The organism is Segniliparus rotundus DSM 44985, assembly GCF_000092825.1.
Classification (GTDB): Bacteria; Actinomycetota; Actinomycetes; order Mycobacteriales; family Mycobacteriaceae; genus Segniliparus; species Segniliparus rotundus.
In genome coordinates this window covers 767,046-793,504 of sequence record NC_014168.1, presented here as the reverse complement: position 1 = coordinate 793,504, position 26,459 = coordinate 767,046, and the positions used below count along the sequence as shown (strand labels likewise).

Annotated in this window: 32 protein-coding genes; 28 read left to right on the top strand and 4 right to left on the bottom strand. The window is 64.2% G+C overall.

What is annotated here, in order from left to right:
• The first annotated feature begins 177 nt into the window (after positions 1-177).
• Genes SROT_RS04085 through SROT_RS04080 form a run of 3 tightly spaced genes read left to right on the top strand, consistent with a single transcriptional unit; the run spans position 178 to position 2,524 of the window.
• Entirely contained in the window at positions 178-477 is a 300-nt protein-coding gene (locus SROT_RS04085) for a hypothetical protein (RefSeq protein WP_013137743.1), read from the top strand.
• A complete protein-coding gene (locus SROT_RS16675) occupies positions 474-626 on the top strand; it encodes a hypothetical protein (protein ID WP_013137742.1) in 153 nt (50 codons plus the stop codon). Before SROT_RS04085 ends, SROT_RS16675 begins: the two co-directional genes overlap by 4 nt.
• Entirely contained in the window at positions 623-2,524 is a 1,902-nt protein-coding gene (locus SROT_RS04080; protein WP_013137741.1) for a DNA primase family protein, read from the top strand. Before SROT_RS16675 ends, SROT_RS04080 begins: the two co-directional genes overlap by 4 nt.
• A gap of 181 nt (positions 2,525-2,705) precedes the next feature.
• Here SROT_RS04080 and SROT_RS04075 read toward each other — a convergent pair whose 3' ends face one another.
• Positions 2,706-3,350: a hypothetical protein gene (locus SROT_RS04075; RefSeq protein WP_041406911.1), complete on the bottom strand. Its 645-nt coding sequence runs from the start codon at positions 3,348-3,350 to the stop codon at positions 2,706-2,708.
• Between the two features lie 249 nt (positions 3,351-3,599).
• Between SROT_RS04075 and SROT_RS04070 the strand changes: the two genes are divergently transcribed.
• The 15 genes from SROT_RS04070 to SROT_RS04000 all read left to right on the top strand — a co-directional run bounded on the left by SROT_RS04070 (position 3,600) and on the right by SROT_RS04000 (position 15,943).
• The gene (locus SROT_RS04070; protein ID WP_041406909.1) at positions 3,600-3,917 is read left to right on the top strand and encodes a hypothetical protein; all 318 of its coding nucleotides are present in this window, start codon (positions 3,600-3,602) and stop codon (positions 3,915-3,917) included.
• A complete protein-coding gene (locus SROT_RS04065) occupies positions 3,914-4,645 on the top strand; it encodes a hypothetical protein (RefSeq protein ID WP_013137738.1) in 732 nt (243 codons plus the stop codon). The genes SROT_RS04070 and SROT_RS04065 overlap by 4 nt, the downstream gene beginning before the upstream one ends.
• 292 nt (positions 4,646-4,937) lie before the next feature.
• Positions 4,938-5,723, top strand: a complete 786-nt coding sequence (locus tag SROT_RS04060; RefSeq protein WP_013137737.1) for a hypothetical protein — start codon at positions 4,938-4,940, stop codon at positions 5,721-5,723.
• 16 nt (positions 5,724-5,739) lie between these two features.
• Complete coding sequence (locus SROT_RS04055; RefSeq protein ID WP_013137736.1) at positions 5,740-6,084, top strand: hypothetical protein; 345 nt, start codon at positions 5,740-5,742, stop codon at positions 6,082-6,084.
• Positions 6,085-6,657: 573 nt separating this feature from the next.
• On the top strand, positions 6,658-8,424 hold the full coding sequence (locus SROT_RS04050; protein ID WP_013137735.1) for a hypothetical protein: 1,767 nt from the start codon (positions 6,658-6,660) through the stop codon (positions 8,422-8,424).
• A gap of 59 nt (positions 8,425-8,483) precedes the next feature.
• Positions 8,484-8,840, top strand: a complete 357-nt coding sequence (locus SROT_RS04045; protein WP_013137734.1) for a hypothetical protein — start codon at positions 8,484-8,486, stop codon at positions 8,838-8,840.
• Complete coding sequence (locus SROT_RS15515; protein WP_013137733.1) at positions 8,840-9,550, top strand: hypothetical protein; 711 nt, start codon at positions 8,840-8,842, stop codon at positions 9,548-9,550. The genes SROT_RS04045 and SROT_RS15515 overlap by 1 nt, the downstream gene beginning before the upstream one ends.
• An 82-nt stretch (positions 9,551-9,632) precedes the next feature.
• Complete coding sequence (locus tag SROT_RS15510) at positions 9,633-10,871, top strand: hypothetical protein (protein ID WP_013137732.1); 1,239 nt, start codon at positions 9,633-9,635, stop codon at positions 10,869-10,871.
• On the top strand, positions 10,861-11,205 hold the full coding sequence (locus SROT_RS04030) for a hypothetical protein (protein ID WP_013137731.1): 345 nt from the start codon (positions 10,861-10,863) through the stop codon (positions 11,203-11,205). Before SROT_RS15510 ends, SROT_RS04030 begins: the two co-directional genes overlap by 11 nt.
• Positions 11,195-11,545, top strand: a complete 351-nt coding sequence (locus SROT_RS04025) for a hypothetical protein (RefSeq protein WP_013137730.1) — start codon at positions 11,195-11,197, stop codon at positions 11,543-11,545. Before SROT_RS04030 ends, SROT_RS04025 begins: the two co-directional genes overlap by 11 nt.
• Positions 11,546-13,255, top strand: a complete 1,710-nt coding sequence (locus tag SROT_RS15505) for an alpha/beta hydrolase (RefSeq protein WP_013137729.1) — start codon at positions 11,546-11,548, stop codon at positions 13,253-13,255.
• Positions 13,256-13,301: 46 nt separating this feature from the next.
• The gene (locus tag SROT_RS04015) at positions 13,302-13,874 is read left to right on the top strand and encodes a hypothetical protein (RefSeq protein WP_013137728.1); all 573 of its coding nucleotides are present in this window, start codon (positions 13,302-13,304) and stop codon (positions 13,872-13,874) included.
• Positions 13,871-14,821 carry a hypothetical protein gene (locus SROT_RS04010; protein WP_013137727.1) on the top strand — a complete coding sequence of 317 codons (951 nt, stop codon included), beginning with the start codon at positions 13,871-13,873 and terminating at the stop codon, positions 14,819-14,821. The genes SROT_RS04015 and SROT_RS04010 overlap by 4 nt, the downstream gene beginning before the upstream one ends.
• Positions 14,822-14,834: 13 nt before the next feature.
• Positions 14,835-15,158, top strand: a complete 324-nt coding sequence (locus tag SROT_RS04005; protein WP_013137726.1) for a hypothetical protein — start codon at positions 14,835-14,837, stop codon at positions 15,156-15,158.
• The gene (locus tag SROT_RS04000) at positions 15,155-15,943 is read left to right on the top strand and encodes an MDR/zinc-dependent alcohol dehydrogenase-like family protein (protein WP_013137725.1); all 789 of its coding nucleotides are present in this window, start codon (positions 15,155-15,157) and stop codon (positions 15,941-15,943) included. The genes SROT_RS04005 and SROT_RS04000 overlap by 4 nt, the downstream gene beginning before the upstream one ends.
• 263 nt (positions 15,944-16,206) lie before the next feature.
• Here SROT_RS04000 and SROT_RS16990 read toward each other — a convergent pair whose 3' ends face one another.
• Positions 16,207-16,464 carry a helix-turn-helix domain-containing protein gene (locus tag SROT_RS16990; RefSeq protein WP_013137724.1) on the bottom strand — a complete coding sequence of 86 codons (258 nt, stop codon included), beginning with the start codon at positions 16,462-16,464 and terminating at the stop codon, positions 16,207-16,209.
• Positions 16,465-16,620: 156 nt separating this feature from the next.
• Between SROT_RS16990 and SROT_RS03990 the strand changes: the two genes are divergently transcribed.
• The 9 genes from SROT_RS03990 to SROT_RS03950 all read left to right on the top strand — a co-directional run bounded on the left by SROT_RS03990 (position 16,621) and on the right by SROT_RS03950 (position 22,139).
• Complete coding sequence (locus SROT_RS03990; RefSeq protein WP_013137723.1) at positions 16,621-16,803, top strand: hypothetical protein; 183 nt, start codon at positions 16,621-16,623, stop codon at positions 16,801-16,803.
• 51 nt (positions 16,804-16,854) lie between these two features.
• Complete coding sequence (locus SROT_RS03985; protein ID WP_041407637.1) at positions 16,855-17,148, top strand: ParB N-terminal domain-containing protein; 294 nt, start codon at positions 16,855-16,857, stop codon at positions 17,146-17,148.
• A gap of 711 nt (positions 17,149-17,859) precedes the next feature.
• Positions 17,860-18,174 carry a WXG100 family type VII secretion target gene (locus tag SROT_RS03980; RefSeq protein WP_013137721.1) on the top strand — a complete coding sequence of 105 codons (315 nt, stop codon included), beginning with the start codon at positions 17,860-17,862 and terminating at the stop codon, positions 18,172-18,174.
• On the top strand, positions 18,174-18,467 hold the full coding sequence (locus SROT_RS03975; RefSeq protein WP_013137720.1) for a WXG100 family type VII secretion target: 294 nt from the start codon (positions 18,174-18,176) through the stop codon (positions 18,465-18,467). The genes SROT_RS03980 and SROT_RS03975 overlap by 1 nt, the downstream gene beginning before the upstream one ends.
• Positions 18,464-19,999 (top strand): TNT domain-containing protein, encoded by a 1,536-nt coding sequence (locus SROT_RS03970; RefSeq protein ID WP_245535355.1) that lies wholly within the window; start codon positions 18,464-18,466, stop codon positions 19,997-19,999. The genes SROT_RS03975 and SROT_RS03970 overlap by 4 nt, the downstream gene beginning before the upstream one ends.
• A 24-nt stretch (positions 20,000-20,023) precedes the next feature.
• Positions 20,024-20,641, top strand: a complete 618-nt coding sequence (locus tag SROT_RS16365; protein WP_148223335.1) for a hypothetical protein — start codon at positions 20,024-20,026, stop codon at positions 20,639-20,641.
• A complete protein-coding gene (locus SROT_RS03960) occupies positions 20,638-21,213 on the top strand; it encodes a hypothetical protein (RefSeq protein WP_148223334.1) in 576 nt (191 codons plus the stop codon). The genes SROT_RS16365 and SROT_RS03960 overlap by 4 nt, the downstream gene beginning before the upstream one ends.
• A complete protein-coding gene (locus SROT_RS03955) occupies positions 21,200-21,646 on the top strand; it encodes a YbaB/EbfC family nucleoid-associated protein (protein WP_013137717.1) in 447 nt (148 codons plus the stop codon). The genes SROT_RS03960 and SROT_RS03955 overlap by 14 nt, the downstream gene beginning before the upstream one ends.
• Before the next feature lie 172 nt (positions 21,647-21,818).
• Positions 21,819-22,139, top strand: a complete 321-nt coding sequence (locus SROT_RS03950) for a PLDc N-terminal domain-containing protein (RefSeq protein WP_013137716.1) — start codon at positions 21,819-21,821, stop codon at positions 22,137-22,139.
• A 56-nt stretch (positions 22,140-22,195) separates the two neighbouring features.
• On the opposite strand, the gene SROT_RS03945 is transcribed toward SROT_RS03950, so the two are convergent.
• Complete coding sequence (locus SROT_RS03945) at positions 22,196-23,428, bottom strand: PucR family transcriptional regulator (protein WP_013137715.1); 1,233 nt, start codon at positions 23,426-23,428, stop codon at positions 22,196-22,198.
• Positions 23,429-23,546: 118 nt separating this feature from the next.
• Here SROT_RS03945 and SROT_RS03940 point away from each other — a divergent pair, with 118 nt between their 5' ends.
• The gene (locus SROT_RS03940; RefSeq protein WP_013137714.1) at positions 23,547-25,064 is read left to right on the top strand and encodes a flavin-containing monooxygenase; all 1,518 of its coding nucleotides are present in this window, start codon (positions 23,547-23,549) and stop codon (positions 25,062-25,064) included.
• Positions 25,065-25,113: 49 nt separating this feature from the next.
• On the opposite strand, the gene SROT_RS03935 is transcribed toward SROT_RS03940, so the two are convergent.
• Positions 25,114-26,457 carry an MATE family efflux transporter gene (locus SROT_RS03935; RefSeq protein ID WP_245535354.1) on the bottom strand — a complete coding sequence of 448 codons (1,344 nt, stop codon included), beginning with the start codon at positions 26,455-26,457 and terminating at the stop codon, positions 25,114-25,116.
• Positions 26,458-26,459 lie beyond the last annotated feature (2 nt).

Here is a 26,459-nt window from a genome sequence, read left to right as displayed (position 1 = left end):
GGGCGCGCGGTCGGAAAGCCGGATCAATTTTGAGAGTGACACCGATTTTTCCGTTACCAGAGCGAAAGGGCTCTAATGACAAATATAGCATCCGCCGATAAAGGCGATGCCCGTTCTTCCAATTCTGTTCCCCCTGGCGAAGAGGGTCATGGCGGCTCGCAGAGCAGGACGGTTCGGGTGTTCGTCGGCGAGCGGGGCGGTTTGGTCTTCTCCGCAGAGGCGTTTGCCGCCTACCTGGGGGCGCCGGTCGATGAGTGCCGCGAGTGGGTCGAGGACGACGGCTTCCTCGGGTTTCCCGAGCTGTCGCACTCCTCGGACCTGCCCGAGGAGTGGGAAGACCGGCTGGCCGAACGGCTTGAGGACGCGACGAATGAGATGGGCGACTATCTCATGCTGCTCGTGCTCAAGCACTTCTCCTCCACCGAGGGCTTCAAAGTCGAGTTGGTGGACGAGCGAACCGGGACGGTGATCCGATGAACGGCCCGGAGCGCGATGAGGACAAAGACGAGGCCGATTGGCCTTCGGTTCGGGCGGGGCTGAACCGCCGCAGCGAGGCGGCGTCGAGGCTGCCCCGGCTGCGTTGCGGGCGTTCGGACCCGTGGCTGGCGAGGAGGTCGGGCCGGTGAGCGGTCAAGGCCAGATGGCGGGGGGCGCGGTCGCCGCGCCCCCCGTCTCTTCGGGAGGCGATGGCGCGGACGGGGTTGTCGAGTTCCCCCCGCCGAGCGCGCCGATGCGGGTGGCGCGCCAGCTCGCGAAAGGCTACGAGCACGAGAGCGGCTTGTTCACGCTGGGGCACTTGCGTGGGGACTGGCTGTTGTGGGACGGGTCGATGTGGGCGGTCGTGGAGCAGGACGAGCTGCGCTCGCACATTTACCGGTCGCTGGAGCACGCCGTGTACAAGGCACGCGTCGGGAAGGGCGAGGCGTGGGAGGCGCGAGCGTTCGACCCGACGCCGGGCAAGGTCTCGTCGGTGTTGGACGCGCTGCGCGCGGTGGTGCTCATGGACGGCGGGCTCGACGCGCCGAAGTGGATCGGCGCGTCCGGCGCGCGCAGGCCCCCCGCTGGTGAGGTGGTGGCCTGCGCGAACGGGCTCTTGCATGTGCCTTCGCGGACGATGATCGAGCACACCCCCGAGTTCTTCACCCGAACGGCGGTCCCGTTCGACTACAACCCCAGCGCCCCCGAGCCCAAACGCTGGCTGGGCTTCTTGCAGTCGGTGTGGCCCGGCGACGCCGACAGCGTGGCGTTGTTGCAGGAGTTCTTCGGGTACGTGCTCTCCGGGCGCACGGACATGCAGAAGATCCTGTTGGTGGTCGGCCCGCCCCGCTCGGGCAAGGGCACCATCGCCCGCGTCCTGATCGCCCTGGTCGGCAAGGCGAACGCCGCCGCGCCGACCCTCGCCTCGCTCGGCACGAACTTCGGTTTGAGCCCGCTGCTGGGCAAGCCCCTCGCCGTCGTCGGGGACGCGCGCCTCGGCGGCGCGGGCACGCGGCAGGTGGTGGAAAGATTGTTGTCGATCAGCGGCGAGGACTGGTTGACGGTGGACCGCAAGAACAAAGAGCCGTGGACCGGGCCGATCCCGGCGCGGTTCGTGATCGTCTCCAACGAGCTGCCCCGGCTCTCCGACGCCTCCGGGGCCATCGCCAAACGCTTCGTCGTGCTCACGATGGCGCAGAGCTTCCTGGGCAAAGAGGACCACCGGCTCACCGCCGACCTCCTCGAAGAGCTGCCCGGGATACTGGCCTGGTCCCTCGACGGGCTGGAACGCCTCGCGCGCAACGGCTCCTTCACCCGAACAGCGTCCTCCCAGGACGCCACGAGGGAGCTGGAAGACCTCGCCTCCCCGGTCGCGGCGTTCCTGCGCGAGCACTGCGTCATCGACCCGGACGGGACAGTCGAGAAAGACAAGCTCTACGCGAGGTGGGCAGTGTGGTGCGAGCAGAACGGACTCAAACCCACCAACTCGGCCATGTTCGGCCGAGACCTGCGCGCAGCCTTCCCCGGACTAGGAGACGCCCGCCCGCGCAACACCGGCAGCAAACGGCCACGGCACCACGTCGGGATCCGGCTCAAAACCCCCAAAGACAACGACGCCGACGATGACGACGACGACCCGGAGCCGGGAGCAACAACCCCGAACCCGCCTGGACCACCCGGACCACATGCCGAAACCCCAGGCAGCAGCATAAAAGACCCCCAAGGCGCGGCCTGGACCGTGCCGACTGGGACTCGGACCGGTCCAACCGGGCATCGGGGCGGTCCAACCGGAGCCGACCCCACAGGCATCGGGAAAACACAGGTCAGCGATGGCGGTCCAAGCGGTCCAAGCGAAAACCCGCCCAGCGCCCCGGACCCCGACAACAGCAGCGAGCAGCCCGAGGACGTGTGCCAGACCTGCCCCAACGAGCTCGTCAACCCGATCAGCCGATTCCTCGGCCAATGCCCCGGCTGTCACCGAGTCACCGACGAGGACCGACGACGCTACTTCGACCACCTCCACGAGAGAAACCACCTCGCCGGATAACCCTGTGGGAGAGTTTTCTAGACGGTATCATAACACCCTCCGAACAGGGAAAACTCAAGGATTCGGGCGAAAATCTCCTGAACTGATATTTGGATAATTATTTATGACCGCTGAGCGAAGGGATTGCAGTCGGCATCACGGCGTTGTTCGCGGCGACGAACGCTGTGTGAGGTTTGGGCCTCTACGGAGGTGGCTGAGCCGGTTCGTCCCCGCGCGAATCAGGCATGCTCTGTGTGAGCTTGCGTTTCCTCGGAGGAACTATGCCCTTGAGGGCTCTTTTTCCCGAGGAGCGTTTCTTGCCTTTGTCTGCTAGTTTGACTTCGCCGGGTTTGGGGTAGCGGCCGGTTTCCCGGAACCTTTCTCGTTTGGCATCAACGAGCTGTTCGCGGCGGTTCACATCTTTGGCGAGGAAGTATATCCAGAGCAGCCATAGCACGAATATGACCATGAGGAACACCAAGAACACGAGAGTGCCCCACCCTTCTGGGGTGGATTTGGAGATGATGAGGTCCACGATGATCAAGACCGGGAGATAACTGATGCTTGATGCCAGCGCGAGCTGCATGTATTCGCGCCGGTAGCGCTTGAACGAGTGCTCGCGGATGTCTTCTATGAGCATGGCGTGCAAATCGGACTCGCCGGGAGCTGTGCTGGGGCGTGTGTTTGCGAGCTTGTGGAACCGCTCGAACAACTCCAGCTCGCGCTCTATTTTTCGGTACGAGGGGTAGCGCGCTCCTTCGATGAAGAGCTTCACCAAACGCTGGAGCACTTGAGTGGCGATGACACCAGTGATAGCAGCGGCGACTGCGTTCCAAATCGGGCTCATAGGGAGATTCTGCCGCATCGCGTTTGGCTCGTGAACAGGAAAACCAAGAGACCGCAAGGACGGCGAGCACCGTAGACAGGCAGGGCTTGGTCCGGGCCAAGATCAACTAGGCCGTGGATTTTTGCCCGTTGCGTGTTGTCGGTGCCTTCTCCGATACTTCGGTGCATGAAGAGATTGATTAGACAGACAGATCCCCTCGCGTGTCGGCTATGGTTGCGGCCTCAACGGTGGACCTCCAAGGCTAGAGACTTGTGGAAGATGTTCACTGGGCCGGTAAAGATCAACCCTGAAGACAAGCTCGGGACGAAGACGCAGCGCTACCTGACGGCGGCTTTGATCGGGTGGACGCTCTGGGCGATACCCTGGACGGAGATGGCCGCAGTGCTCTGGGCGGGGTATTTCTACCACCTCACAAAGTACGTGGTTGACGTTCCTGACCCCACGTGGTTTTGGCCGTGCCTAGACGTGATTACCCCCGTCGGGGTGCTTCTGCTCTATGCGAGCTTGCCAATGGTCATGATCTACGCTCTGCGTCCTTCGCCTTCAAGAAAGAAGTCGAGCCTATGATCATTTCCGGCGCGCTGCACGAGGCGCGCAGTTTGTTCATAATCATGATCCCGACCGCTATCGCCGCACTCGCCTGGTGGCAGGCCAGCCGATTCCTGATTGGCATTCGCAGCCTCAGCCGCGCTAACCGAGCAAGCAAAGAGGCTAAACGGCGGGCATGGGTTGAAGCACATGGTGAGGAGCCGTTCCAGCCGCACGGCCTCGTGAATCTGGACGAGGCAGATATCGCCACGCTCGTAGGGCGGTTGCCGTCTGAATCGAGGTGGCTCGGGAGCTACAGCGCGAACGATTTCACCCCGGAACAGCTGCGCATCATCGCGTATCGTGCCGTCAGAAAAGGAGAGGGGCAAGACATGATCTCCATGGCTCTACTGCTTGTTCTTGGTGCCGCGTTCAGTTCACAAGCCCCGAAGGTATGGCATTTCCTGCAAGCACATCCTCATCCCGAGTTTGGAGACTACCTCCTGCACGGCTTGGCCCCATCAGTGATCCTCGCAATACTTTTTGGACTCGCTTGGCGATTCAAGATTAACGCCGCCCGCAATCTTGATGACGCGAAAAGGTTCGTCGCGAAAGCCGAACAAGTCATTCAAGAACGCGAGCGCGCCGAGCGTGAAGCCGCAGCAGCAGAGCGGGAAAGGGCCGCCCTAGCGGCCCAGGGTCACGCCGCACGCCGCTCTTGGCCAAGAACGCTCTTCCAGCGGCTCAGAACATCGACCACCACTTGAGGCACAACTGGAAAACGCACCTGCCGTAAGGAATCCCCAGAGGCAAGCCTGCTGTCAGCGGTCCCCGCGCTTTGGGCACCGCAGAGCGGCGAGAGGCAGCACGGGCGCTCACATGGGCCTTGACGGCCATACTCGCGGTGAGCCTCGGGGGCGACAACCTCGGAGAGCTCAGGGCCATGCATCTCGGATGCAACCTTGAGCGAGGCAACGGGACTCGCGCCGCCCAGCCTGAGCGGCACGGACGGGATTGGTAGAGCTATCGTGCTGGCCAGAAGGTTGCTAGGCTTCCCGCATGGCGGGATTCACGATCACCGATTACGACGAGGTCATCCCTGGCCTGGACCCAGGCGACCTTCCGGTCGACGCGAAGCTGATGCGCGAGATCCCAGGATCGGACCGCCCCGACTATGTTCTCGCCTTTTTGCAGAAGCCGCTGAAGTACCGCACCTCTGACACCGCGGTACTCGGGCGGGCTCAAGCGGAGTTCCTGGGCGAGGACGGGGATGGCGCTTTCGTCAGGATCTACGCGGTTGTGGTCGCCAGCAGGATCGCTGGCATGCAGCTTCACAAGGGCATGCGGGCTTTCCCCGTCAACATCGCGCTCGTCATCGACAACACTCTCTCGCAGGACGAGGAGGTCGATTTCAGTAAGCTCAAAGCAGCCGGGATCGTACTGGTGGACGACTGGCAGGACGAAGCCGCACCCGAGCCGAGCCATCGGGACACCACGTCCGAGGAGTCGTCGGAAAAGGTCGAACGGGCGACCAGGGCGACGGTCCTTCCGCTCGTGGTGCTCCTCGGAGGTTGGCTCGTCGCAGTGCTTCTCGGGCGCGCCTCGAACTACGCGTTGAGCGCCACCATCGCGTTCTTCACGCCCCCCGCAACCGTCTTGTCGTCCATCGTGCCCCTGCTTCGGGCTCTCGCTGCCAGGAAACATGCCACGAGCCGGGCGGAGAAGTGGAAGGTCAGGACCGCTCTGGCCGTTTCGCTTGCGATCCTGGTGGGCGGCGGCGCGTTCTGCGTGTTCGTCATGGGCGTGCTGATCGCCTGGCAGAACGACCTTGTCAACGGCAGATGACCGGTAGCATCGAGGCGTGAGCGCCGCCGATTCTGCGCCGTCCCTTGGCGACGGGGTGCGGGTCGTCGTCGGCGGACAGACTTGGGACCTGCCGTACTCGGCGTATTTGAGCATCGAGCAGGCCCTGGTCCCGGTCAGCGAGATCCACGAGCCCCGCAAGGCGCGGATCAAGCTCGACGTCGCCAGCACGCCCGCCCTCCTCGTGATGGAATTCGGCGGCGGGAACGCCATGGTCCGCGTCACCCACGCCGGTTTCACCGTGGTCCACACCGTGGTGAAAGTGTTGGACAATGCGCATCCTGGCGTGTGGGAGATCGAGGTGCTCACCACTGGCGAATGGACACGGGGCGAGCAGGCATGAGTCTAACCACGCTATGCGTAGCTCGTGAATATTTATTCACCCCCTGGGGGATCCCCCCTCCAAGAGGCCCGGCACCTACCCCGGCGCTGTTCCCGGTACCCCCCCGAACGCGCGGAGCCCTGATCGGGCATAGCCTCGAATGCTGGAACCCGTACAGAGCACGGCGGTATGCGGCCCGTGGAAGCGCTGTAGGCCACCTGGGTCCACCCCCAGGGGGCGCCAGAATCGCTGGGGGCGTTCACGCCGACCGCTCGGCCAGCCTTCCTCGTGCGGCGCCACGTTTTCGAAAATTGTTGCCCGCCTTCCTCGGCGTTCATGCCGGGGCGTTGTTCGCGTCCTGTGGTTCAGAAAGACCTTTTGAGCTGCAAGAACGGGTGTTCCTGGTGTTTGTTTTCGATGTTTGCGGTTCCTTTTTCCACGCGCCCGGGGACGGCTCGGTCGGATTATGGAACCTGCGGAGGCGAGTGTGCGTCTAAACTTTGGGGGCGAGGACGACGACTGTGATGATCGGAGGGTGGCGATGCGCCGAGCAGCACATGCTTGGTTCTTGACTGTGCGGGGAGTGCGTTCGTTGTGACTGCTGAGCCGGAGGGCGGCGGCACAGTGTTCGGGCGTGACGCCGAGCTGCGCCAGGAGAACTGGTCGCTGGGCGCGAAGCCGCCCCGTTCGGGCGGCGAGCCAGGGGGTGGCTTGGACGAGTCGGGTTTGCCGGTGATCCCCGCGCCCGCGCAGCGGCCTTTCGGTTTGAGGAACCTCGTCCAACCGCCCCGGCATGACGCGAATCCAGGCCAGCCCTTGCCGAGACGGCATGCGTTCGCCGAGGAGGAGGCGGCGCCCGCGACCTCCAGCGCGGTGTCCGCGCAACCTGATGCCCAACCAGTCCCGCGACCGGTCCAAGGCCAGCCGGTGGAGACTGGAGCGGAGCATCGGGCGACTGCCGGAAAGGACTCGTTCGAGCAGCACCAGAACGCGTGGTCGCAGCGGGACGCGCATGTTCAGGCCCGCGCGGAGCAGGAGCGGCCCGTTGACTTCGGGGGCGCGCAGGACTCTTCGGCGGTGACTTCGGTCCAGTCCGGGGCGGCGGTCCTCGACCACCACGCGGAGACGGACGGCGGCGCGACGGAGGCACAGGCGGCCACGGATTTCGCCGTCCCTGACGAGGTGGTGAACGTGGATGTGCGGGAGTCGGGGGACACGGCGACGATGGGCGCGGCGGGCGCGGTCACCGGGCAAGCCATGAAACTCGCCAACGCGGACGATGAATATCGCAGTCCTGGCGCTCGGGGCTATCACGGCGGGGACGGTTTCTTTGGCGACCGCAGGGAGGAAGGGCTGCCTGGGGACCATAAGAGCGTGCTCGCCCGATGGGCGCTCTGGTTGCGCGAGCAGCCGGATTTGTTCCCCAGTCGTAGGCTCGCGGCGAACGGGGAACCGAAATATCTGCTGGCGCGGCATATCGACTCGGAGGGCCTGGACCGCACCTATGTGTACTCGAACCTCGGGCCGGGGGTGATCGCGAAGCGGTTGCCGGTGCGGGCGTGGCCGGGGTGGGAGCACGCCGCCGACCCGGGCGTCCACACTGCGGCGTTGGGGAACGAGGATTTGGTGTTCGGGGCGAAGCGGCACTTCGAGCAGCAACGCGACCTCTTCGCCGCGCACGGCCTCGCCTATTCCCTCGCCGGGATGGCCGTCACCTACAGGGCCGAAGAGTTCCCGCGCAGAGCCATCCAAGACTGCAACAACCACTTGACCGGCTCCCAAGCTGTCGAAGCCCCATTTCTGGTGGAGGCGGCAGGGCCATTGGTCGAGCCGGAGGGCGGGTCCGCGCACCCGTTGCAGTACTTCGCGCGCGACCTGCACAACAGGATCACGGAGCTGTTGGCCGGTCCTTGGGCAGAAGAGGCCCGGACACGCGCTTTGACGTGGGTTTCGGAGATTGTCGATGGCTCCGGGGCGCAGAACTGGGACGGTTTCACAAGGGTTCAGAAAGAGATCGCAAACCAGAGACGTGTTTCGTGGGAAGCCTATGGGGCCGCGTGCGCGGACGGCGAGCAGCTCGCCGCGACCGCCTGGCGCAACCTCGCCCAAGCCCGCGCTCTCCCCGAGCCCCAGCGCAACCCCGCGATCTTCCGGGGATTCCTCGCCTTCCACCGAGCCCTCATCGGACTATCGGCTCTGGAGCGTTGGGGGCAAGCGCAAGTCTCGCACGATCCCGGCTTCGCCTGCGACCTCGCCTACCTCGCCCTGCGCGCTCGGGAGGAAGAAGGAGACCGGGAACTGCCCGCGCGCATGATCGCCCAGTTGCCCGACCCGCAAGAGAGCTACTGGAAACCCCGATGACCAACACCACACATCAACGCCCATACTGGACACAACAATTCCGGAGAGGAACCTGAACCATGGCCGACGTGGAAATATCGAAAGAGGAAGCCGCTCTCATCCTCCACGACTTCCAAACCGCGATAGACGACCTTAAAGAACTGTTGAAAACCGAGGCGCAGAAGCTTGCGACTCTCTCAGAGATCGGGACCGCGTTAGGCTCTGGAGTGGACGGTGAGAAGTCTTTGGCGACCGCGAAGGAGAACGGCGCAGTCATCGTGAAATACGTGCAGGACACCCTTGACAAGGTGACTGCCCTTCGTGACGCGGCGAAAGCCCGCTTCGACGCGCTGTTCGGGACAGATTTCGACAGCTCGGTCGACATCAGCAAGCTCGACCCCAACCTCGGCAACCAAGGCCACCTGACAGGATTCTGATGAACGCGACCAGACAACGCGCAGCAGCCTTCCTCGCCTTCATCGCTCTGCTCGCAGCGGGATGCCAACGCGGAGACGCGCCCAGCGCTGCTGGGCCTAGCGCGGAAAATTCCACGTCGTCCTCCACCTCGACCTCAGCGGCCCCGAAGAACCTCGTCACCCCGCAGACAGCTGGGCATCCTGTTCTGGAGGTCAAGCTGGGCGAACCAGTGATTTTCCAAAAGGATGGGATCATGCTCACCTTCACCCCGAAGAGCCTGACGAAGCTCGATGGGACTCCGGCAGATTTGGACGAAAGTTTCGACCGATCCGAGGACTGCGGGGTCTGGTGGCAACTCACCGAGGTGATCACGGTGGACGCGCAGCCCAACGCGACTTGGAAACTCTGGTCCACGTCTTTCAGTGGATTCAACGTCTTCCAAAAGGGCGAGCACGGCAATAAGTACAGCCCTATGCCTGTGGGTTCCTCGCCTGCCGGAGGACCGTCTCATCCCAACGACGTGCAGGCGATCACTCTGGCTGAGGCCGATCAGCAGAAGAACCCTTCCGCACCGTTCCATCGGGTGATCGAGGCGAAAGACTACGCAGGGGCATGCACTGATATTCGTAGCCGTCAGCCCAGCGGCCTCGATCCTCTCGGCGTGGATCTCTCTTTGGACGGGATTCGCGATGGTGAGACCAGCACGAAAATCGCGAGGTGGCTCTTATGAGACGTGCCTGTTTTCTGACCGCTGAGACCAGTGTGCGGCCAATCCTGATCCCGACTACCGTTTCCTGGGAGGAACATCAAAGATGAGCGAAAAGAACTATATGGCCGATCCGGCCAGCGATTTCATCGAGAACCTCCAGATCGGTGGGAGTCTGCAACCCGATGTGGTTTCTGCGGCCATTGTCAAGCGCGTCCAAGCGGTCGGGGCGAAGCTCGGGGAGATCACGCAGACGGTCAGCAGTCGTGTCGGGATGCGGCATTGGGTGGGGAAGCTGGGCGACGCCACCCGTGACGAGTTGGAGGAGCTGGCCCGCACGGGGAAGAGGGCCGCTGAGGCGCTGGACGACCACTCGAAAGAAGTGCAGAAGGTGGTGGAGTCTGCGGCGACGGCGAAGTCCGTGGTGGACCAGAACAGCGCCTGCACCCCTGGCGTGTCGGCGATGGATCAGGTGAAGGCTGTGGCGCGGGGTTTGCAGAACCACTACCACGAACCGGGCGAGGCCGAATACCCGAAGCTGGAGTACCTCGGCAGCTCACCGGACGCTCCGACAGAGGATCGGGGCGAGTCCCCGGACGGGCCGTCCAATGCGCAGCCTCAGCCGTCGTCGGGTGGCGGGGGCGCGTCGTCGGGCGGGGCCGGGCATGCCGAGCCGGTGGCTGCGAAGCCCCAAGCGCAGGACGACACCGCTGGCTCGCAGCCGGAGGCCCAGACCGAGGGCAAGCCTTCCGGCGAGAGCGCCGGGGCGGGCAGCGGCTCGGGCGGTGGTGCTGATTCTGGCGACGGGGGCAAAGGCTCCGGCGCTGGGGCTGGTGGCGGCGCCCCGTCGGGCGGTTCGCCCGCTGCGGGCACGTCCTCGCCTGGTTCTGGTTTCAACCCGTCAGAGTCCAGCTCGACGCACGCGATGAGCGCGGGCGACTCGACGTTCGGCTCCTCGTCGTCTGGCAGCTCGGGCCTGGGTGGCGGTGGCGTGGGAACGTTGGGCGGGGATCATGAGCGGTCTTTGTCGGCGAAGTCCGGGTCTGCCGGGTTGATGGGCGGCAAGCCGGTGGTGAACGTGAACGGCCTCGCCGGATCGGGCGCCGGACAAGGCACTGGGATGGGCGGCGGCATGGGAGCCATGGGTGCCGGGGCCGCTGGTCAAAACTCCGGCAAAGAGCACAAAACCCCCGACTACCTCAAAGACACCGAGCACGGCAACGAGCTGATCGGCGGCAACCTCCCCGTGGTGGTCCCCGAAGTGATCGGGGAGCTCAACAAAGACGAGTACCAGAAGATGCTGGAGGCCCAGGCGAAGACGCAGGCGGCTGCCGGTGGCGCGTGACATCTGGACCCAGAACGTCATGCGGTTCGACATACCGGACGATGATGACGAGCCCGAGTACTCGGCTCCTGTGGTCCGAGACGGTGGCAGGACGCTGTCGGCTGAGGACGCTGCGCGTGAACTCTCGGCTCGGGAGACCGAGCGTGAGCGCTTAGAGGAGGAGCGGGTGGACGCGGAACTCGCGCGGACCCTGCGTATCCCCGCTGGCGGGTACACGACGGGTGTGACGAAGATGCGGCGGTTGGTCGCGGCGGACAAGAAACGCATTGCGGAGCAGCAGGAGAAGGAAGAAGGATCGAGCATGATCGGCGAGGAAGGTAGGTATGGAGCTTGACGTGGAAGCGCTGCGCGCGGCGTCACGGGAAACGCAGTCGATTGGCGAGGCCGTGTTGTCGGTGACAGTGACGCCGCAGAACTCCCAGCAGGGGGCGTTCTCCGCTGATTTCGAGAACACGACCGGGAACCTGCGAGACGTGGGCGGGAAGGCCCGTGACGTGTTCCCTGATTTCGCATCCGCCGCCATCGAAGGGTTCGGCAACTCGATCCGAGCTCTGCACAAGCTCTCGGACGCGACCACCGGCTTCGCGGGAGAGCTCGCAGACGCGGCTGCCACCACAGCCCTGACTGACGAGGAAGCGGCCGAGCGCCTCTCCAAAGTTATGGACGGGAAATAAATGCCCGTCACCAAAAGCTTCATCGAGCAAGGCCACAAGAGCCTCACACCTGACTTGCGCTTGTGCGCGTCAAACCACGCCTCGAAAGGCCAAAGCCTCGCCAACATGCAGAAGAGTCTGCTCGGCACAGTGCAACAGCCCAGCCAGAACCATCAGTGGACCGGAAAAGCAGAGCAGGCCGCAGAAGGCCGCGCGGACCGTCTCGGGCAAGAGGCGAACGCCATGTCCGGTGATTTCACGAAAGTCGGCACAACCCTCAGCTCGTTCGCGGACACGGTGGACCGCTGCTGCGAGCTCGCGAACGACGCGATCCAACACGTGATCGGCTTCGACCAAGTAGTGCCGATGGAGGTCTCCGAAGACCTCAAAGCGAGCGACCCCCATTTCGACCTCGCCATCGCGCACGCGGCGTTTCCCGACCGCATGCGGAAAGAACGAACCGAGGCACTCCAAAAAGGGCAAGCGGCGATCGACGAGTACGTGCGGCAAATGCAAGACGCCGCAACCCAAGCCGCGCAGACGATCAAAGACTCCTTCGCGCACGCCGCTGACGCTGTACCCGCCGCAGAGGCGCTCGGCAAGCGCGGCCACGACATCGCCAAAGGCATCGCGGACGGCACAATCCCCCTCCCGACCGACCCGCACGTCCTGCACGACCTCTGGATGAACCTCAGCGAACAGGAGAAGGACGAAATCTACAAGCGGTACCCCGACATCGGCAACCATGGCGGCATCCCGTTTGCGGATCGGGACAAGTACAATCGGCAAGAGCTGCCGAAGATCGCGAAGCGGAAGAACGACGAGCTAGAGGCATGGGAGCGGCAACACCCCGATTGGAAGGAAGGGCGGAATGTCCCCGACTGGGGCGCAGACAATCTGCCGCAAGGCGGCGCCGCGTACCAGGAGTGGAAGGCGTGGAAAGAGCACTGGAACACCCTGAAACACGAAGCGGACGGATATCAGAAGGTCCAAGACACCTTGAACAATGCCTCACCGCCGCGTCTCCTCGGGTATATCGATGACAAGGGCCGTGCCGCTGTGTCGATCAACAATCCCGACAAGGCGAAACAGAACGCCACCTATGTCCCCGGCACGAGCGACGACATCGCCAGCATGCTCGGTAGTGATAAAAGATCGCTCGACATGTATAACGCGGCTCTTGCGCAAAGCCACGGGCAGCTCGCTGGGGGCGATGTGTCTGTGACAACGTGGATCGGTTACAACCCGCCGATGGACCTAGTCCGAGACTCTCCCTATTCCTCCTACGCTCAGGCCGGGGCACAAGGTTTGATCGATTTCCAGGCCGGGCTACGAGCCTCCCACGAAGGCCCGCCGTCCTACAACACTGTCATCGGGCACAGCTACGGCACCACGCTCATCGGCGCCGCCGCAACTGGCGGGAACCATCTCGACGCCGACGCGGTGGTCGCGGTCGGCAGCCCAGGTATGTTCGCCAACGACGCTGACGGGCTCAATCTGAACCCTGGCGCGAAAGTGTTTGTGGGCCTCGCGGCCAACGACCCCATCGGGACGAGCGTCGTCTCCAACCATTTCGGCCAGAACCCAGACACTTGGGCGCACGCGTATAAATTCAGGACCGCGCCAGGAGATCACAGCAGCTACTTCTCGGAGAACAGCGACGGGTTGAACAACATGGGTGCGATCATCGGCGGCAAAACCGGAGGTGACGGTGTCACGCCAGAGCAATGACCGGACGATCTGGAGCCGAAAATTTTGGTCGCGAGACAAGATCGCTATGGCGGGGATCGTCTTGCTCGCGGTCTTCGGGATAGCCACGTACGCGACCCACTTCGTTCGGACGCAAGCGGAACAAAAAGCGAAGCTCGCCGCCACCCCGAAAAGCATACAAGAGGCGCAGGACACAGTGTATCGCTACTATCAGAGGACACTGCAAGATCTCCCCGAGGGAATCGAGCTCGACAACACGCGCAGCCTCGGGGCGAGCGCCACAGTCACCGCCTGCGACGACAACGCTGCTGACAAGAACAACGCTCCAGCCTCATACGGCGACTCCCGCGCCCTGATCGACCACCATAGCACGGACTACCCGACGCTCATCACGAAAATCGGTGATATCTGGCGCGGATGGGGCTGGAAAGTCGAGCAGCACGAGGGCACTGGCGCGCTCAACCGTTTCGGCCACTCGCCTGACGGCTACGAACTGAGCGTCACGTACAGCCCCCTTGATCCCACAGCAACGATATACGCCAATTCGCCCTGTTTCCCAGGCGATTGGACGCGTTACAGCTCTATCCCTGAAGCCCGGACCATCACCAAAGACGGCCCGCAACCCTCCCACGACAAATGAACACAACCAGGCGGGCGGGCGCTGTTTTCACAATCCTGGCTCTTGCGGGGACTGCGGCTTGCTCTCGCACGGCTCCGAGCGCGCCGCTACCGCGCCCTGAGCGCGCCGACGGCCCCTACCATCTCTCCGAACAGTTCAAAGACCTCCGGTTCGTGTGGACCGCCGAACCAGATGTCGATCTCGTGCGCGGCCCGATGGTCCCGGTCCGCGCCTACATAGAGACAAGCACCCTGACCCTGTACAGCTCGAAACCCTCCGACGCGTACCCGGGCTTCGACAAGGCGGTCCCGCAGAACGGGAAATTCGGGCAATCCCCAGACGAGACCCAGAACCTTCGATTGAAGAGCCCAACAGGTGCCGCTGCTCAGACTCAGCGCACGAGAGCACAGGGCGGCGTCGCCCACGAAGTCGTGCTCTCGCTCTCTCCCACCCGAGACGGAGGATGGGCCGCTGTGATCTGCGGCGGCGGGTACTCGCTCTCCACCCGGCTCCAAGACGGCAAATGGGCCGCCACAGACGGAGTCTCGGACAAACCCGTCCACACCGACCCATCGCAGGTGCCGCCTCCGGCTGGTTGGGGCGGGGTCACTCGTGTCGAAGTCCGCCAAAACCCACAACCTGGACCGAACACGCAGACATCAGATGGAGGCGGACCCGCGCAGGCAGGCCCGCTGCCGGCGCCGCAAGCGGACGTGTTCGGGAATTGGCGGATCGTCGGCGTATTGGACAACTACGGGGCAGCAGACGGGGCAACTGGGCAGCGCTGGTCCGACGGGTCATGGGAGGGCCAGGACTGGAAGCGGGCGCAAGGCCAGTGCATGGCCAAAGCACCCGACCCCGAAGAGGTCCGTGCCCGATGGCTCGCTGGCGAGCACGACGGCCCCTACCCTTCCCCTGAACCGCTGCCCGCGCCAGTCCCCGGCTGGCCAGCGGCCAAAGACGGATAGAGGACGGCAAAACGTGTCATCACCTGATAGCGGTAAAGAACTGTCGCCCCAAGCGGTGGCGCAGATCGCGCGGCGCGCGTGTGAGCGCTACGGCGCTGAGTACGTCGGGGGCCGCTACAGCGAAGAGCACGACGTGTACGGGTTCAAAGCCATATGGGGGGACTCCGAGGTCGTCGGGTCAGGCCCGACCGCCGAGTCCGCAGCCGAGGCGTTCCTTTTCCAGCTCGCGATGCTCGACCAGCTCACGGCGTGGCGAGAGCAAATCGTAGACCTCACCAGCGAAGACCTCGTGCGGGACGTCGAGGGTTGGCTGCGCGGGCAGGGCGGCGGCTGGTGACCGCCGAATCCGAGCGGTGGTCTTCGACGGAGGAGGACAGTCCGTTCTCGGCGGAGGCGTGGAAGTGGCTTTCGGGCTCGGCTCCCGCGCGGCGTGACCATGAGCGCCTTGTGGTGGAGAGTTTGAAGCCGGAGCGGGAGATGGCCTCGGTGATGCGTCGTTGGCAGGCTAAGACTAGGGCCGCTGTCGCGGGGGCGTGCGACAGGTATCCGAGCTGCCGCGAGGTCGAGCTGCTGCGGGCGGTGGCGGACGAGGTGCTGGCGGCGGGGCAGTCGGCGCAGTTCGCGTTGGCGCAGAGCCTGGAGTGCGGGGTCGACGGGCTCGAGGAGGCGACCGTGCGGTGGCTGCGCGAGGGCGGGCGCTGGGATTACGATCCGGGGCCGCCGTTGGTCTGGCGTGAGCCGGACCTTGAGTTCCTGGACGAGCCGTGGCCGGTTCGGGAGGCCTCGGGGACTCTGGCGCCGAAGCACCGGTCGGTGTTCGTGGACTTCGCGCGGACGGTTCGCGAGGTGGGCGGGGACGCTTCGAGGCTGCGGGCGAGCATTGTGGGGGGCGGGTTGCGTGTCCCGGTCTTCGAGGGCGGGTATTTCGCGGCCCGCGACCGGAACTACCAGGACCATATGCGTCTCTCGCAGGCGGCGAGCGTGTGGCTCGGCGCGCGCCTGGAGCGGGCCTTGGACGGGGTCGCCGCAACGGCGCTGGCCTGGTGGCGGCACGGCGTGTGGGAGCCGCCGCCGAGGCCGCGGCTGATCTGGGGCCGGTTCTGGGAGGACACCGGGGGGTGAGCCCGGATTGCGAGATTTGCTGGTTGCTCGGCTCACGGATGCCTCTCCGCGCCCATGGCGGCCAGCGTTAGGATCGTGCCATGACGTTGAGCGGAACAGAGCTGGCGACTACCGCATAGTGAAGGTCATGGCGGGCGGGGAGAAGCGAGAGGTCTTCGCGGGCCTGCTGTGAGGGCCGGATACGGGGCGGGGTCCTTGGAGATGCTACCGGTGCAGGAGTCGTCGCATGATCGCCGTGTCCTGGCTCGAACGGGCGTAGGCGTTCAGTGACGGCGTCTCGGGTTCGATGGGAACATGAGTTCGGCGGGGCTGATGTCGAGCCAGGCCGCGACGGTCTCGACCTCGTCTATGCGCCAGGGGCGGCGCTCCCCGAGTAGGTCGCTGACCGTTCGGACGCTCACATTGAGCGCGTGTGCGAGGTCGCGCCGTTTGAGCCTGCGCTTCGCGAGATGCCCGCGGACCTCAAGGGCCACGGTCTGGTTCAAGCCGCTGGAGCCCTTCGCGGGTTCCGACGTTCCCACAGGCTCATTAATCCGTATTTCCGTATTCACGGAAGTGATACTAGTACGGAAGCCCGTATATACGCAATTCCGTAAATAGATAAAATCCGCATATCCGTTCACGCGGAACCACGGAAATGCTGTAATTTGTATCGTGTGGACGAAAGCGGAGCGAATATGACCGTCAAGAGCACGATCCAGTTCAGCGACCGGCAGCATGACGCGCTGGCGGTCTGGCAGCGCGAGGCGGCGCGCAAGCTCGGAAGGGCGAGGGTGACCCGACAGGAGGTCGTCGTCGCCTTGGTCGGCAAACTGCTCTCGGACAAAAAACTCTCCGAAGAAATCCTGGCCTCCCTCTAAAAACCACCCCGCCATCCCAAGAATCCGCGACTCAGCATCCGCGAGGCGGGCTTGACCCGCCCGGTGGCGGCGACGGCGGATCTGCGGCTGGAGGCCGGTCAGCGCCGTTTGGAGGCGGTGCGGCTGTTGGGCTGGCAGACGGCGCCGGTCACGGTGGTGGCCTCCCTGGTGGAGGCGTCGGACTTGTTGCGCGCGGAGACAGACGAGAACACGCAGCGCAAGCCGTTCACCCCCACCGAGGCAGAGGCGATAGCCAGCGCGATCGAGGCGGCGCTGAAACCCGTGGCGCAGGAGCGAAGGCGTCAGCAAGTCCCGTCGAGATGGTGCAGATTCTGCACCATCTGATCGGGAGCAATCCACCCGTGACGACGCTTGTAAGACGGCGCCTGAGTCGAAATCTCGTGAGGTGGCGGCGCAGGCGGTCGGCTACAGCCACGACACCATCAGCATCGCAGCGTCCTTTCGTTTGGAAAAAAACCAGGGAGGGGATTCGCCTATGCGGCCGAGGTGCGGAAGGGCTTGCCCCAGGGGGTACCCCCCTACTGTCATAGCGGGTCGAACGCCGAAATCGTACTTCAGCTTCAACCAAAGCGGTCGGAAGCGCTGCGACGACCCGTTCGGCGCATCTGAGCAATCTTCACTCGCTCCGGTAGGCAGCGGGTATGCAGCAACACCGAAAATCACTCGATCACGTCAACGCCACCAACCTAAGAACATGCAGGTAGTCAGCATCGCCCTAATCCGTTCTATCTACCCAACGCGCAGGTAGACATACCAGCTCTACTACGACGTGTAAGCAGGAAAACTGAACGCAGTGCGGGAGGCGCCCGATGGGCGCCTCCCGCACTGCGTTCAGCGCGTCATGCTGAACACAAAGGTCTTCAACGTCGCCTCCGCGATCCTCGCCCGACATTGCTCTGGCCCTGCGGACGCGCCGCCAGAGATCAGCTGAACTGGGCTCCGATCACGCCATCACCACGTCCTGGTTGCAGGCTCGCGCCTTCATCGTTACCCTCAGCGTAGCTCTCGAATTCTGTGGCGGTTTGGAGATTTTTCATGGGAGACTCACTCGGGGTGGAACCTGCGGAGATGCGCTCGGTCCAGCAGCTCATCGGCGGTGTTGCGGAAGAGATGCGCTCCGAGTTTGGGAAGCTGGCCCGGCGCGGCGACGAGCTCGCCGAGGGCTGGGCAGGCACGTCGGCTTCGAAGTTCCGCCCGCCTTGGGAGGAGTGGAAAGAAGGCTGTGAGACGGTCATCGCCGCGTTGGAGGGCGAATCGGGGCTTTTGGGCGAGTCCGCCGACGAGTACGACCAGCAGGAGGGCGAGAACTCGCAGAGCCTCGCGCGCGTCGAGCCGAGGTTCAATTTCTGATGGCCGACAGTCATTATCGGATCGATCTGGAGCAGCTCTCCGAGCACATCGAGGCGTGCGAGGCGTTCGACAAGAAAGTCGAGGAGTGGGTCGGCCAGATCGACGCGGCAATCGCGCGGTTGCACGCCGCATGGTCGGGTCAAGCGGCGGAGCAGCAGCGGGCGTATCACGAACGGTGGGCCAAAGGGCTCGCGGAAATGCGAGAGGGCCTGAAGGAGCTGCGGGAGCAGGCGAAGGGGAACCACCAGGCGTACACGGGCGTGATCGCGCACCAGAAGGGGATGTGGCCGTGACGCCACCGCATAAGCCCGGAGGGACACCAGGAAACGGGAGCGTCGGCGTCGATCCTGGCGGGGTGTCGCTCGATGTGGTGCCGGACGATCTGCTGAGCGCCGGGCAGGTGTTCTCCCGCGTGGAGGCCGCCATGTCTTCCGCCGCATCGGTGTTGGCGCAGGCGTTGCCGGGCTCGGGCGGAATGGCGGGTTCGGACTCGGGTGCGCAGAAGTGGGCCGACAAATACGACCCCGTGGCGACGGACCCCCAACACGGGCCGCTGGCGGCAACAACGGATCTGCGCAATGGGGCCGCGATGATGCGCGATCTGCTCGCGTACAGCGCGGCGAACCACCACAACGCCGACAACCCCGGCGCCCCGGTCCCGGCTCCTGGCACAACGCCGCAGCACACAGCGCCCAGCGTGCCGAAAGCGTTCGGCGGCGGTGCTGGGGGCGAGCCGGGATGGTGGACGTTCATCGCGAAATACACCGAGGGCTTTCTGTGGCCCAACGGGGACCCGGCGAAGCTGCGGGCAGTCGCAGAGGCGTATCGGAAAGCGGCAGGGTTCGTGCGGGAGGCGGCGGGGCACATTCCGCCCGCTGTCGGCTTGATCGAGCAGCAGGCGGCGCCTGAGGTTCCCTCCGCTGCGCGATGGTGCTCCATTCTCCAAGACCGGATGGGCGATGTGGCAGCGCAGCTCGACGTGTTGGCGACGGCGTGCGGGAACTACGCCTATCAGATCGAAGAGGCCCACAAACAGATCGAAGAGGCCGCGAAAGACCTCGCCTGGCAGAGCGCGGCCATCGAGGTGGTCGGCGGGGTGGCGGCGTTCTTCACTGCCGGGATCTCGGAGCTCATAGCCCAAGGCGGGGAGGCGAGCCGCCTGGTGGCCGTCGGGGCACGTATCGCCAACATCTGCCGCTCGTTCGCCACGCTCGCCGAAGCGTCCGGCGCCCCGGTCCTCTCCGCTGTCGGCGGGCTCGCCAGAACCGCCGTCGAGATGAAGCCTCTCCTCGATGCACGCGCCGTCCTGTACACGGCTACCGCAGGCGAACAGGCTGAAGCGGTTGAAGTCGCCGCCGCCCGAGCTGAAAGTCTCACAGTTGAAGAGTTCGAAACTAAATACGGCAAACCAGGAGCATGGAAATACCCAGAAGAAACGGACCCAGGTAAACCCTATGCCGTTCCTGGGACCAAGCGCGATATCAGTCCAGCAGAATGGAAAGCAGAGCTTGGAGGCAAAAACGTTGATAGATACGGGAGACCAAACGGAGGGTGGCTGGCTCCCGAAGGCACGCCATTTGAAGCGCGAGCGATGCCGCCAGGGAGCGGAGGAGGGCCGTTGACCTCCTACAAGGTCGGAGATGGGCCGCTGCCTCCTGGGTATAGAATCGAAAAATCAGAAATAGCGCCCTGGTTCGGGCAACCAGGCGGCGGTGTGCAATACAGGATAGTGAAAACTGTAACGAACAACGAAGGCAAGTTAGTCGATGCAACCCAGAACTTGGATGATCTTATAGCAGCAAAGATCTTGGTTCCAGCAGATTAGGAAATAGGGTAGAGCGAATACAAGATGAGAACAGTTTATATTGAATTGAAGCACATACCGCCAGCCTTCCATCGTATCGCTAAATCGTGGGCCGTTTGGCATGGCTTGTATCTTCGCCCAAGTGCGAATAAAATCGGTGAAGAATCAAAAGACCCATCATCATACTACTATTGGCACGCGGCTCCTCCGGGAATGAGCTCACCTACAGATATTCGCCTTGGGGAGGATGACGTTTACTATCACCTGGTGTCCGAAGGTGGTCTATTCTATATAGATGAAGAACAGCGTAGCCAAAGGTCGCGGTACTGGATGTTCAGAAATTTTGATGACGCTGAGAAATACATGCTTTTTCTTTTGGCATCGGGCGCGTATATGATGAATAGGCTGGGTTTTCTCAGCATAGAATGGTCGAATCGGGGAGTCGCCCCATGGGCTCGTGTGGAAAACCTGGAACCCGAGGTGGAGTATTCCGAAAAATTCTCTGTCAGCATCGAAGGCGAGTCCGGCGATCGCGGCTGGATGAAAGAGAGAGATGCGATTATTTTCTCACAGATAGCCCGACTCGCCTACGAAGAGTTAGACGCGAAACTGCGCGAGGGCATCCCCCCGGAGTGGTTCACGTTGGAGATCGCTGAGGCATGACTCTTGAAGGCGGTGATTTCGGTTTGGTGATCGCCTGTTATTTCCTGCTCATCGTTGTCGTAGCAGTTGGTATGTCGCTTCACGCGCGAAACACTCAGAGAGATAAGGGTGATGACGAATTGAAAATCACGGTGGAGTTCGAGAGAAGTTCGATTCATCAGGCAGACGACCCGATTCCGTTGTCGTTAGAGTTTCCGGCGACGGCGACGATCACAGACGTGCTGGTCGCTCTTGCCGAAGGGGGAAGCAAGTTCTTCGCCATGTCGGACGGCGGCAGCAGATGGCTGATCCAACGAGTCCTTGCAGAAGATCGGCGATCGACGTTCGGAGCCATTTTCTTCACATCGAGAACACCCGAAGGCGCCTCGATCGCCGTGCGCTCAGGAGAACGGTATTGGGCGCGACCGCTGGCTGAAGAACTTTCTTTGTCTCCCGAAGCTCCTCTACGCCTTGAGGCATACCCCTTCCCTCTGCAGGAAGTCGAGCTGGTGAAAGCTCGCTGGAACAGCTACAGCGGATCCGGCCTTCAGTCGGTCACCGAGCGAGGATGGGGAACTCATGACCAATCATGATCCGGCCTTGGTCGCAAGGGTGGATGAGCTTCGGGCGAAACAGCGCCGAGCGCAGGAGGCTCTGGCGAAGGTGCGCGGGAAAGGCTACGGGCTCAATGCCGCCATCGTGGTCGAACTGGACGCTGAGGGAAACCTGGCGCGGTGCGAGGTCACGGACGCCGCCTCCGGGCTCAGCGGCGAGTCCGTCGCGGGCGGGTTCCGTTGCGCCTATAACGAGGCCCGCAAGAACGTCCAACAGCAGGTAGCCGAGATCATGGGCGAATTCGAGACCGACCACGACGCCGCGGCGGCGATCAAAGAAATCCAAGCCTACTTCGGCGTGGAGCCCGTCGAAGCATCGGCGACATCGTCGGGGTCCGGGGCTGAACTATCGACCACCGAACACGGAGATGACGAGTGGGAGCCACCGCAAAGCTGGCTGCGGAAAACATAAAAAGCCATGTACTGGCCGCTCGTGCGGCCGGGTTCCGCCACGCGGACGAGGCGGTCCGCTCTGATCCGGCCTGCCCGCCCAACCGCTGGAAAAGGTGAAACAAGGCGCCCATTTGTAAACAGCGGGAAAACACGCTCACCTTCGGGCCGAAAAGTCGATAAAATTCCGCTCTATGGACGGCACACGAGATATTTCCCTGCGTTTCCCGCGCGAGCAGGCGCAAGTCGCTGAAGACGATCTGGTGTTGGACCCGAGCCTGTTCGCCGTGTCGTTGTTCGCTCTGGCGGCGTTCGCCGTGTGGTTCGTGACGCTGCACGCCATCGCCCGTTCGGGGAACGCCACGCTGACGGTCAAAACGCTGTGGAGCCTGGCTGTGCTCGCGCTCCCGGTCCTGGGGGGCCTGCTATGGCTGCGTTTCGCTTCGAGCGCGAACACGAGCGCTGAGCCGAGCGGGGCTCGGGCGCAAAACCCGTCTTGTTCCGGCGTGGACTGAGCGAGCGCCGCCGTCCGGGGAAACCGGATTGCCGGGGGGTGAGGAGAAGGCCGCGGTCAGGCTGTTGACTGGCCACGCCAACGCACGATCTCCAAGGCGGCGGCGACAGCGACGATATTGCGCGGCAGCGGATGGGGCAACAACTCGTCGGCGCGGGCGAGCCTTCGGATGACTGTGTTGCGATGCGTGTAGAGCCGTTCGGCGGCGCGCGAGGTGTTGCACTGCTCGCGGATGTACGTCAAAACCGTGTCCCGGATGTCCGGCTCAGCGGCCAACAGGCCGCCGAGGGCGTCCCGCACGAACTCGTCGGCGCGCGCGGGGTCGCTGGACAGCAGCGCGACGAGCGCGATGTCGTCGTAATGGGCGACTTGGTGCGGCGAGGTGAGGCGGGTGAGCATCCGTTGTGTGGCGATGGCGTCGAGATGGCTCCGCCGGAAGCCGTCGATGTCACGTCCAGGGCGCCCGATCCCCAGCCAGACATCCGGCACGTCGGCGATGTGCGCTTGCACATGCGCGCAGGCCGGGGCAGCGGCGACGGGGAGCCACAGCCAGAGCGTGGCCGAACTGGCCAAGACGGTCAGCCGCCGGGCGGCCCCGCTGTCACGGGTGAACGCCTCGGCGACAGTTTCAAGGCGACTGGCCGGGGTGCTCGCAGACCCCCAGACGACAGCCGCCACATGCGGCCCGGTGAGCTGGTAGCCGAGCTGTTCCTCGGCGCGGGCGCGCGGGATCGGGGCCCCTTCGAGGATGAGGCTCACCGCGGCGAGGCGGTCGGCATGGCTGCCCCGCACGAGTTGGTCGCGCTCCTCGGCGATGCGGGCCGAAGTCGCGTCAATGGTGTCGTCGAGGAAGGTCCTGATCGAGCGCTCCGAGAGGTCGAGCAGCTCATGGAGTTCGCGCGGGTCCGAGGTCAGGCCGAAGCAGATGTCCATCCACCGCCGCCATGCGACGCTCTGCCCGGTGCGGTACGTGTCGAGGGCGGTCTGGTCGAGCCCGCGTCGCACCATGTCGCGGGAGGTTTCGAGGACTACGGGGCTGAGGTTCGGCGGGACGCGCTCGCCCGGCCTTGCCGCGTTGGACGAAGCCCAGTGCAACCAGTTGGCGAGATTGGTCCTGCGGACGGCCTCGGCGAGCACGGGGTCGTCGGCGACCGCCCGCATCCGCTGCCCGCCGAGCGTCGCGGTGTGCAACTCTTCGATCCAATGCGCCTGCGGGGTGAGCGCGATGGTCGCCCCTCGGCGCATCAACTCTTGGATCCGCTCCGAGGGAACCGGCCATGATGTGTCCATATGAACACTATGCACCACAAAGCAGGATGAATCAGGGCACATTGCTCTCGACAACAGCGAGGCTCGCGCGCATTCTTGAAGGCAGCACCACCACTCCCCCACCCCCAGGAGCCTGAATATGAGCGAGACCACCACCGAGCGCGACGTCCAGCACTTCGACGTCCTGATTATCGGCGCGGGCCTTTCCGGCATCGGGGCAGGGCGTTACCTGCGGACTTTGCAGCCGTCGAAGACGTTCGCGATCCTCGAGGCCAGGGGCGCGTCCGGCGGCACATGGGACTTGCACCGCTACCCAGGCATCCGTTCCGACTCCGACCTGCACACCTTCGGCTACGAGTTCAAGCCGTGGCGCGACGAGCAGTCGATCGCGGACGGGGCGAGAATCCTGTCCTACCTGCGTGAGACGGCGGCGGAGAACGGCCTCGACCCGATGATCCGCTACCACCACAAAGTGGTCCGCGCCGATTGGTCCACCTCGGCGGCGCGATGGCTGGTGGACGTGGAGCGCACGGACACCGGCGAGAAGCTGCGTTTGAGCGCCGGATGGGTCTTCTGCTGCAGCGGCTACTACAACTACGACCAGCCTCACACGCCGGAGTTCCCCGGCCGCGAGCGATTCCAAGGACAGGTGGTGCACCCGCAGCACTGGCCCGAAGACCTCGACTACAGCGGCAAACGCGTGGTCGTGATCGGCAGCGGAGCCACAGCGGTCACCTTGCTGCCCGCGATGGCCCCGAAAGCGGCGCATGTGACGATGCTGCAACGCACACCGAGCTACATCATGCCGTTGCCGAAGAAGGACCCTGTCGCCAATGTGCTGCGCAAGGTTCTCGGCGACACACGGGGCTACGCGGTCTCCCGACAGAAAAACATCGTGCAACAGCGCTTGATCTGGGAGTTCTGCCAACGGTTCCCCAAAGCCGCGCGCACGCTGATCCGCAGGGTGAACATCACGATGCTGCCGAAAGGCTACCCCGTCGACGAGCACTTCAACCCGCCGTACAACCCGTGGGAACAGCGCCTGTGCGCTGTCCCGAACGGCGACCTGTTCACCGCGCTCCGCAAAGGCTCGGCGTCGATCGTGACCGACCGGATCACGACGTTCACCGAACACGGGATTCTGCTCGAGTCGGGCCGGGAGCTGCAAGCCGACATCATTGTCACCGCCACAGGGTTCAACCTGCTCCTGATCGGCGGAGTGGAGCTCAGCGTCGACGGCCGACCTGTGCCGTTGGACGATTCGGTGGCCTATCGGGGTTTGATGCTCTCCGGCGTGCCGAACTTCGCGCTCGCGATCGGCTACACCAACTCGTCGTGGACGTTGAAAATCGGCCTGATCTGCGAGTATTTCTGCAAACTGCTCGGCTATCTCGACGAGAACGGCTATGACACGGTCTGGGCCGCCGCCGATCCGCAAATGCAGACCAGGCCGTTCCTGGACTTCGGCGCCGGCTACGTGCAGCGGTCGCTGGCGAAGTTGCCGAAACAAGGACCGGACTCGCCCTGGCTCATGGCGATGAGTTACTACGTGGACCGCAAGCACTTGTGCAAGGGCCCCGTCGTCGACGAGCACTTGCGCTTCTCCAGCCCGGCCCTGCGGGAGCGGGAGGACAAGCGCGCCACGACGAGCGCCTGACCTGAGTCAGGGCCGCGCGGGCAAGCCTTTGGCGTGCGCCCGCGAGCTGTCAGCCCGGTGGAGCGCCGGCGCCGGTTGCGGTGCCGCGCAGGAACGCGCGGACCATCATCGCCGCGCAGAACGCCAAACCCGCGGACAGGCCCAACCACACGCCGGGGGCCCCCCAGCCGAGGGCCAACCCGCCGACAAGGGCGACCGGCAGGCCGACAGCCCAATAGCCGACCAGGGTGATTTTCAGTCCGCTCTTCGCGTCGCCGAGACCGCGCAACAACCCCACTGCGATGTTCTGCGCGTTGTCGAAGAATTGCTGCACGACGGCGACGATGAGCAATGTCCCAGCGATGGCCGCCGCGTCACCGGAAATATGGAAAGGCCACAGCACCAGGCGCGGCGCGATGAGGTAGACCGCGCCGATGAGCGCCATGACGGCGCCGCCGACAGAAAGGGCCGTTTTGGCGGCCTCTCGGGCCTCGGCCGGCTCGCGCCGACCCATCGCATGGCTCACCAGCACAGACGATCCATGCGATAGGCCGACGCTGATCTGGAAGACGATGTAAACGATCTGGTTGACCGCGTTGTGCGCGGCGAGCGCCGCCGCGCCGAAATGACCGATCAGCAGCGCCGCGACCGAGAAAAGGCCCGCTTCTGAACCGTAGGTCAACGCGGTGGGCAGGCCGAGGGCGAGCACGTCTTTGATCTCCCTTGCCGTCGGCCTGCCCGTGCCCGTCAAGAGCGGCGCGAGGTCGCGGTCCCGGCGCACGATCAGCCAGAAGGCCGCGACCGAGAAGAGCTGGACGAACGTGGTCGCAAGCCCCACGCCGGTCAGACCGAGCCGGGGGGCTCCGAGCCAGCCGTAGACGAAGGCGAAGTTCAACGCGGCGTTGACCGCGATGGAGGCGAGCATCACCGGGAGCAAGGATTTGGGTTTGCGCACGCCCACCGCGAATTGCCGGAGCGCTTGCAGCCACAGCAGTGGGACCAGGCCGGGGGCGAGGGCCGCCATCATCGGCCGCGCCCCGGCGAGCACCTGCGGGTCTTGGCCGAGCCAGGCGAGGGCGTAGCTCAAAGCGACGAGCAGGACCGCGCCGAGCAGCCCGGCGAGTGTCGCGACAATCAGGCCCGCGCGCGCGATCCCACGCACCTGATCGGCGGGGGCCCCTCGGCCTTGGGCGTGCGCGATCTGGTTCCCCAGACCGGTGATCAAACCGACGCACATCGTGCGAACCTGGTTGAACAACGTGATGGCGAGGCCGCCAGCGGCAAGGGCGATCGCGCCGAGCACGCCCATCATGATCGTGTCTGTCGTCGTGAGGGCGACTTGGGCGAGTTGTATCCCCGCGATTGGGGCGGCGAGGGCCGCGAGCTCTTTCAGGCGGCTCCGGGTCGTGGTCACCG

Coding starts and splice junctions, on each gene's coding strand:
- SROT_RS03980 (WP_013137721.1), top strand. CDS start 17,860: ATGGGAGACTCACTCGGGGTGGAACCTGCGGAGATGCGCTCGGTCCAG.
- SROT_RS15510 (WP_013137732.1), top strand. CDS start 9,633: ATGAGCGAAAAGAACTATATGGCCGATCCGGCCAGCGATTTCATCGAG.
- SROT_RS03955 (WP_013137717.1), top strand. CDS start 21,200: ATGACCAATCATGATCCGGCCTTGGTCGCAAGGGTGGATGAGCTTCGG.
- SROT_RS04045 (WP_013137734.1), top strand. CDS start 8,484: ATGGCCGACGTGGAAATATCGAAAGAGGAAGCCGCTCTCATCCTCCAC.
- SROT_RS03950 (WP_013137716.1), top strand. CDS start 21,819: ATGGACGGCACACGAGATATTTCCCTGCGTTTCCCGCGCGAGCAGGCG.
- SROT_RS04065 (WP_013137738.1), top strand. CDS start 3,914: ATGATCATTTCCGGCGCGCTGCACGAGGCGCGCAGTTTGTTCATAATC.
- SROT_RS04060 (WP_013137737.1), top strand. CDS start 4,938: ATGGCGGGATTCACGATCACCGATTACGACGAGGTCATCCCTGGCCTG.
- SROT_RS04015 (WP_013137728.1), top strand. CDS start 13,302: ATGGCGGGGATCGTCTTGCTCGCGGTCTTCGGGATAGCCACGTACGCG.
- SROT_RS04025 (WP_013137730.1), top strand. CDS start 11,195: ATGGAGCTTGACGTGGAAGCGCTGCGCGCGGCGTCACGGGAAACGCAG.
- SROT_RS15515 (WP_013137733.1), top strand. CDS start 8,840: ATGAACGCGACCAGACAACGCGCAGCAGCCTTCCTCGCCTTCATCGCT.
- SROT_RS03940 (WP_013137714.1), top strand. CDS start 23,547: ATGAGCGAGACCACCACCGAGCGCGACGTCCAGCACTTCGACGTCCTG.
- SROT_RS03945 (WP_013137715.1), bottom strand. CDS start 23,428: ATGGACACATCATGGCCGGTTCCCTCGGAGCGGATCCAAGAGTTGATG.
- SROT_RS16365 (WP_148223335.1), top strand. CDS start 20,024: ATGAGAACAGTTTATATTGAATTGAAGCACATACCGCCAGCCTTCCAT.
- SROT_RS15505 (WP_013137729.1), top strand. CDS start 11,546: ATGCCCGTCACCAAAAGCTTCATCGAGCAAGGCCACAAGAGCCTCACA.
- SROT_RS04010 (WP_013137727.1), top strand. CDS start 13,871: ATGAACACAACCAGGCGGGCGGGCGCTGTTTTCACAATCCTGGCTCTT.
- SROT_RS03975 (WP_013137720.1), top strand. CDS start 18,174: ATGGCCGACAGTCATTATCGGATCGATCTGGAGCAGCTCTCCGAGCAC.
- SROT_RS04075 (WP_041406911.1), bottom strand. CDS start 3,350: ATGAGCCCGATTTGGAACGCAGTCGCCGCTGCTATCACTGGTGTCATC.
- SROT_RS16675 (WP_013137742.1), top strand. CDS start 474: ATGAACGGCCCGGAGCGCGATGAGGACAAAGACGAGGCCGATTGGCCT.
- SROT_RS03990 (WP_013137723.1), top strand. CDS start 16,621: ATGACCGTCAAGAGCACGATCCAGTTCAGCGACCGGCAGCATGACGCG.
- SROT_RS03960 (WP_148223334.1), top strand. CDS start 20,638: ATGACTCTTGAAGGCGGTGATTTCGGTTTGGTGATCGCCTGTTATTTC.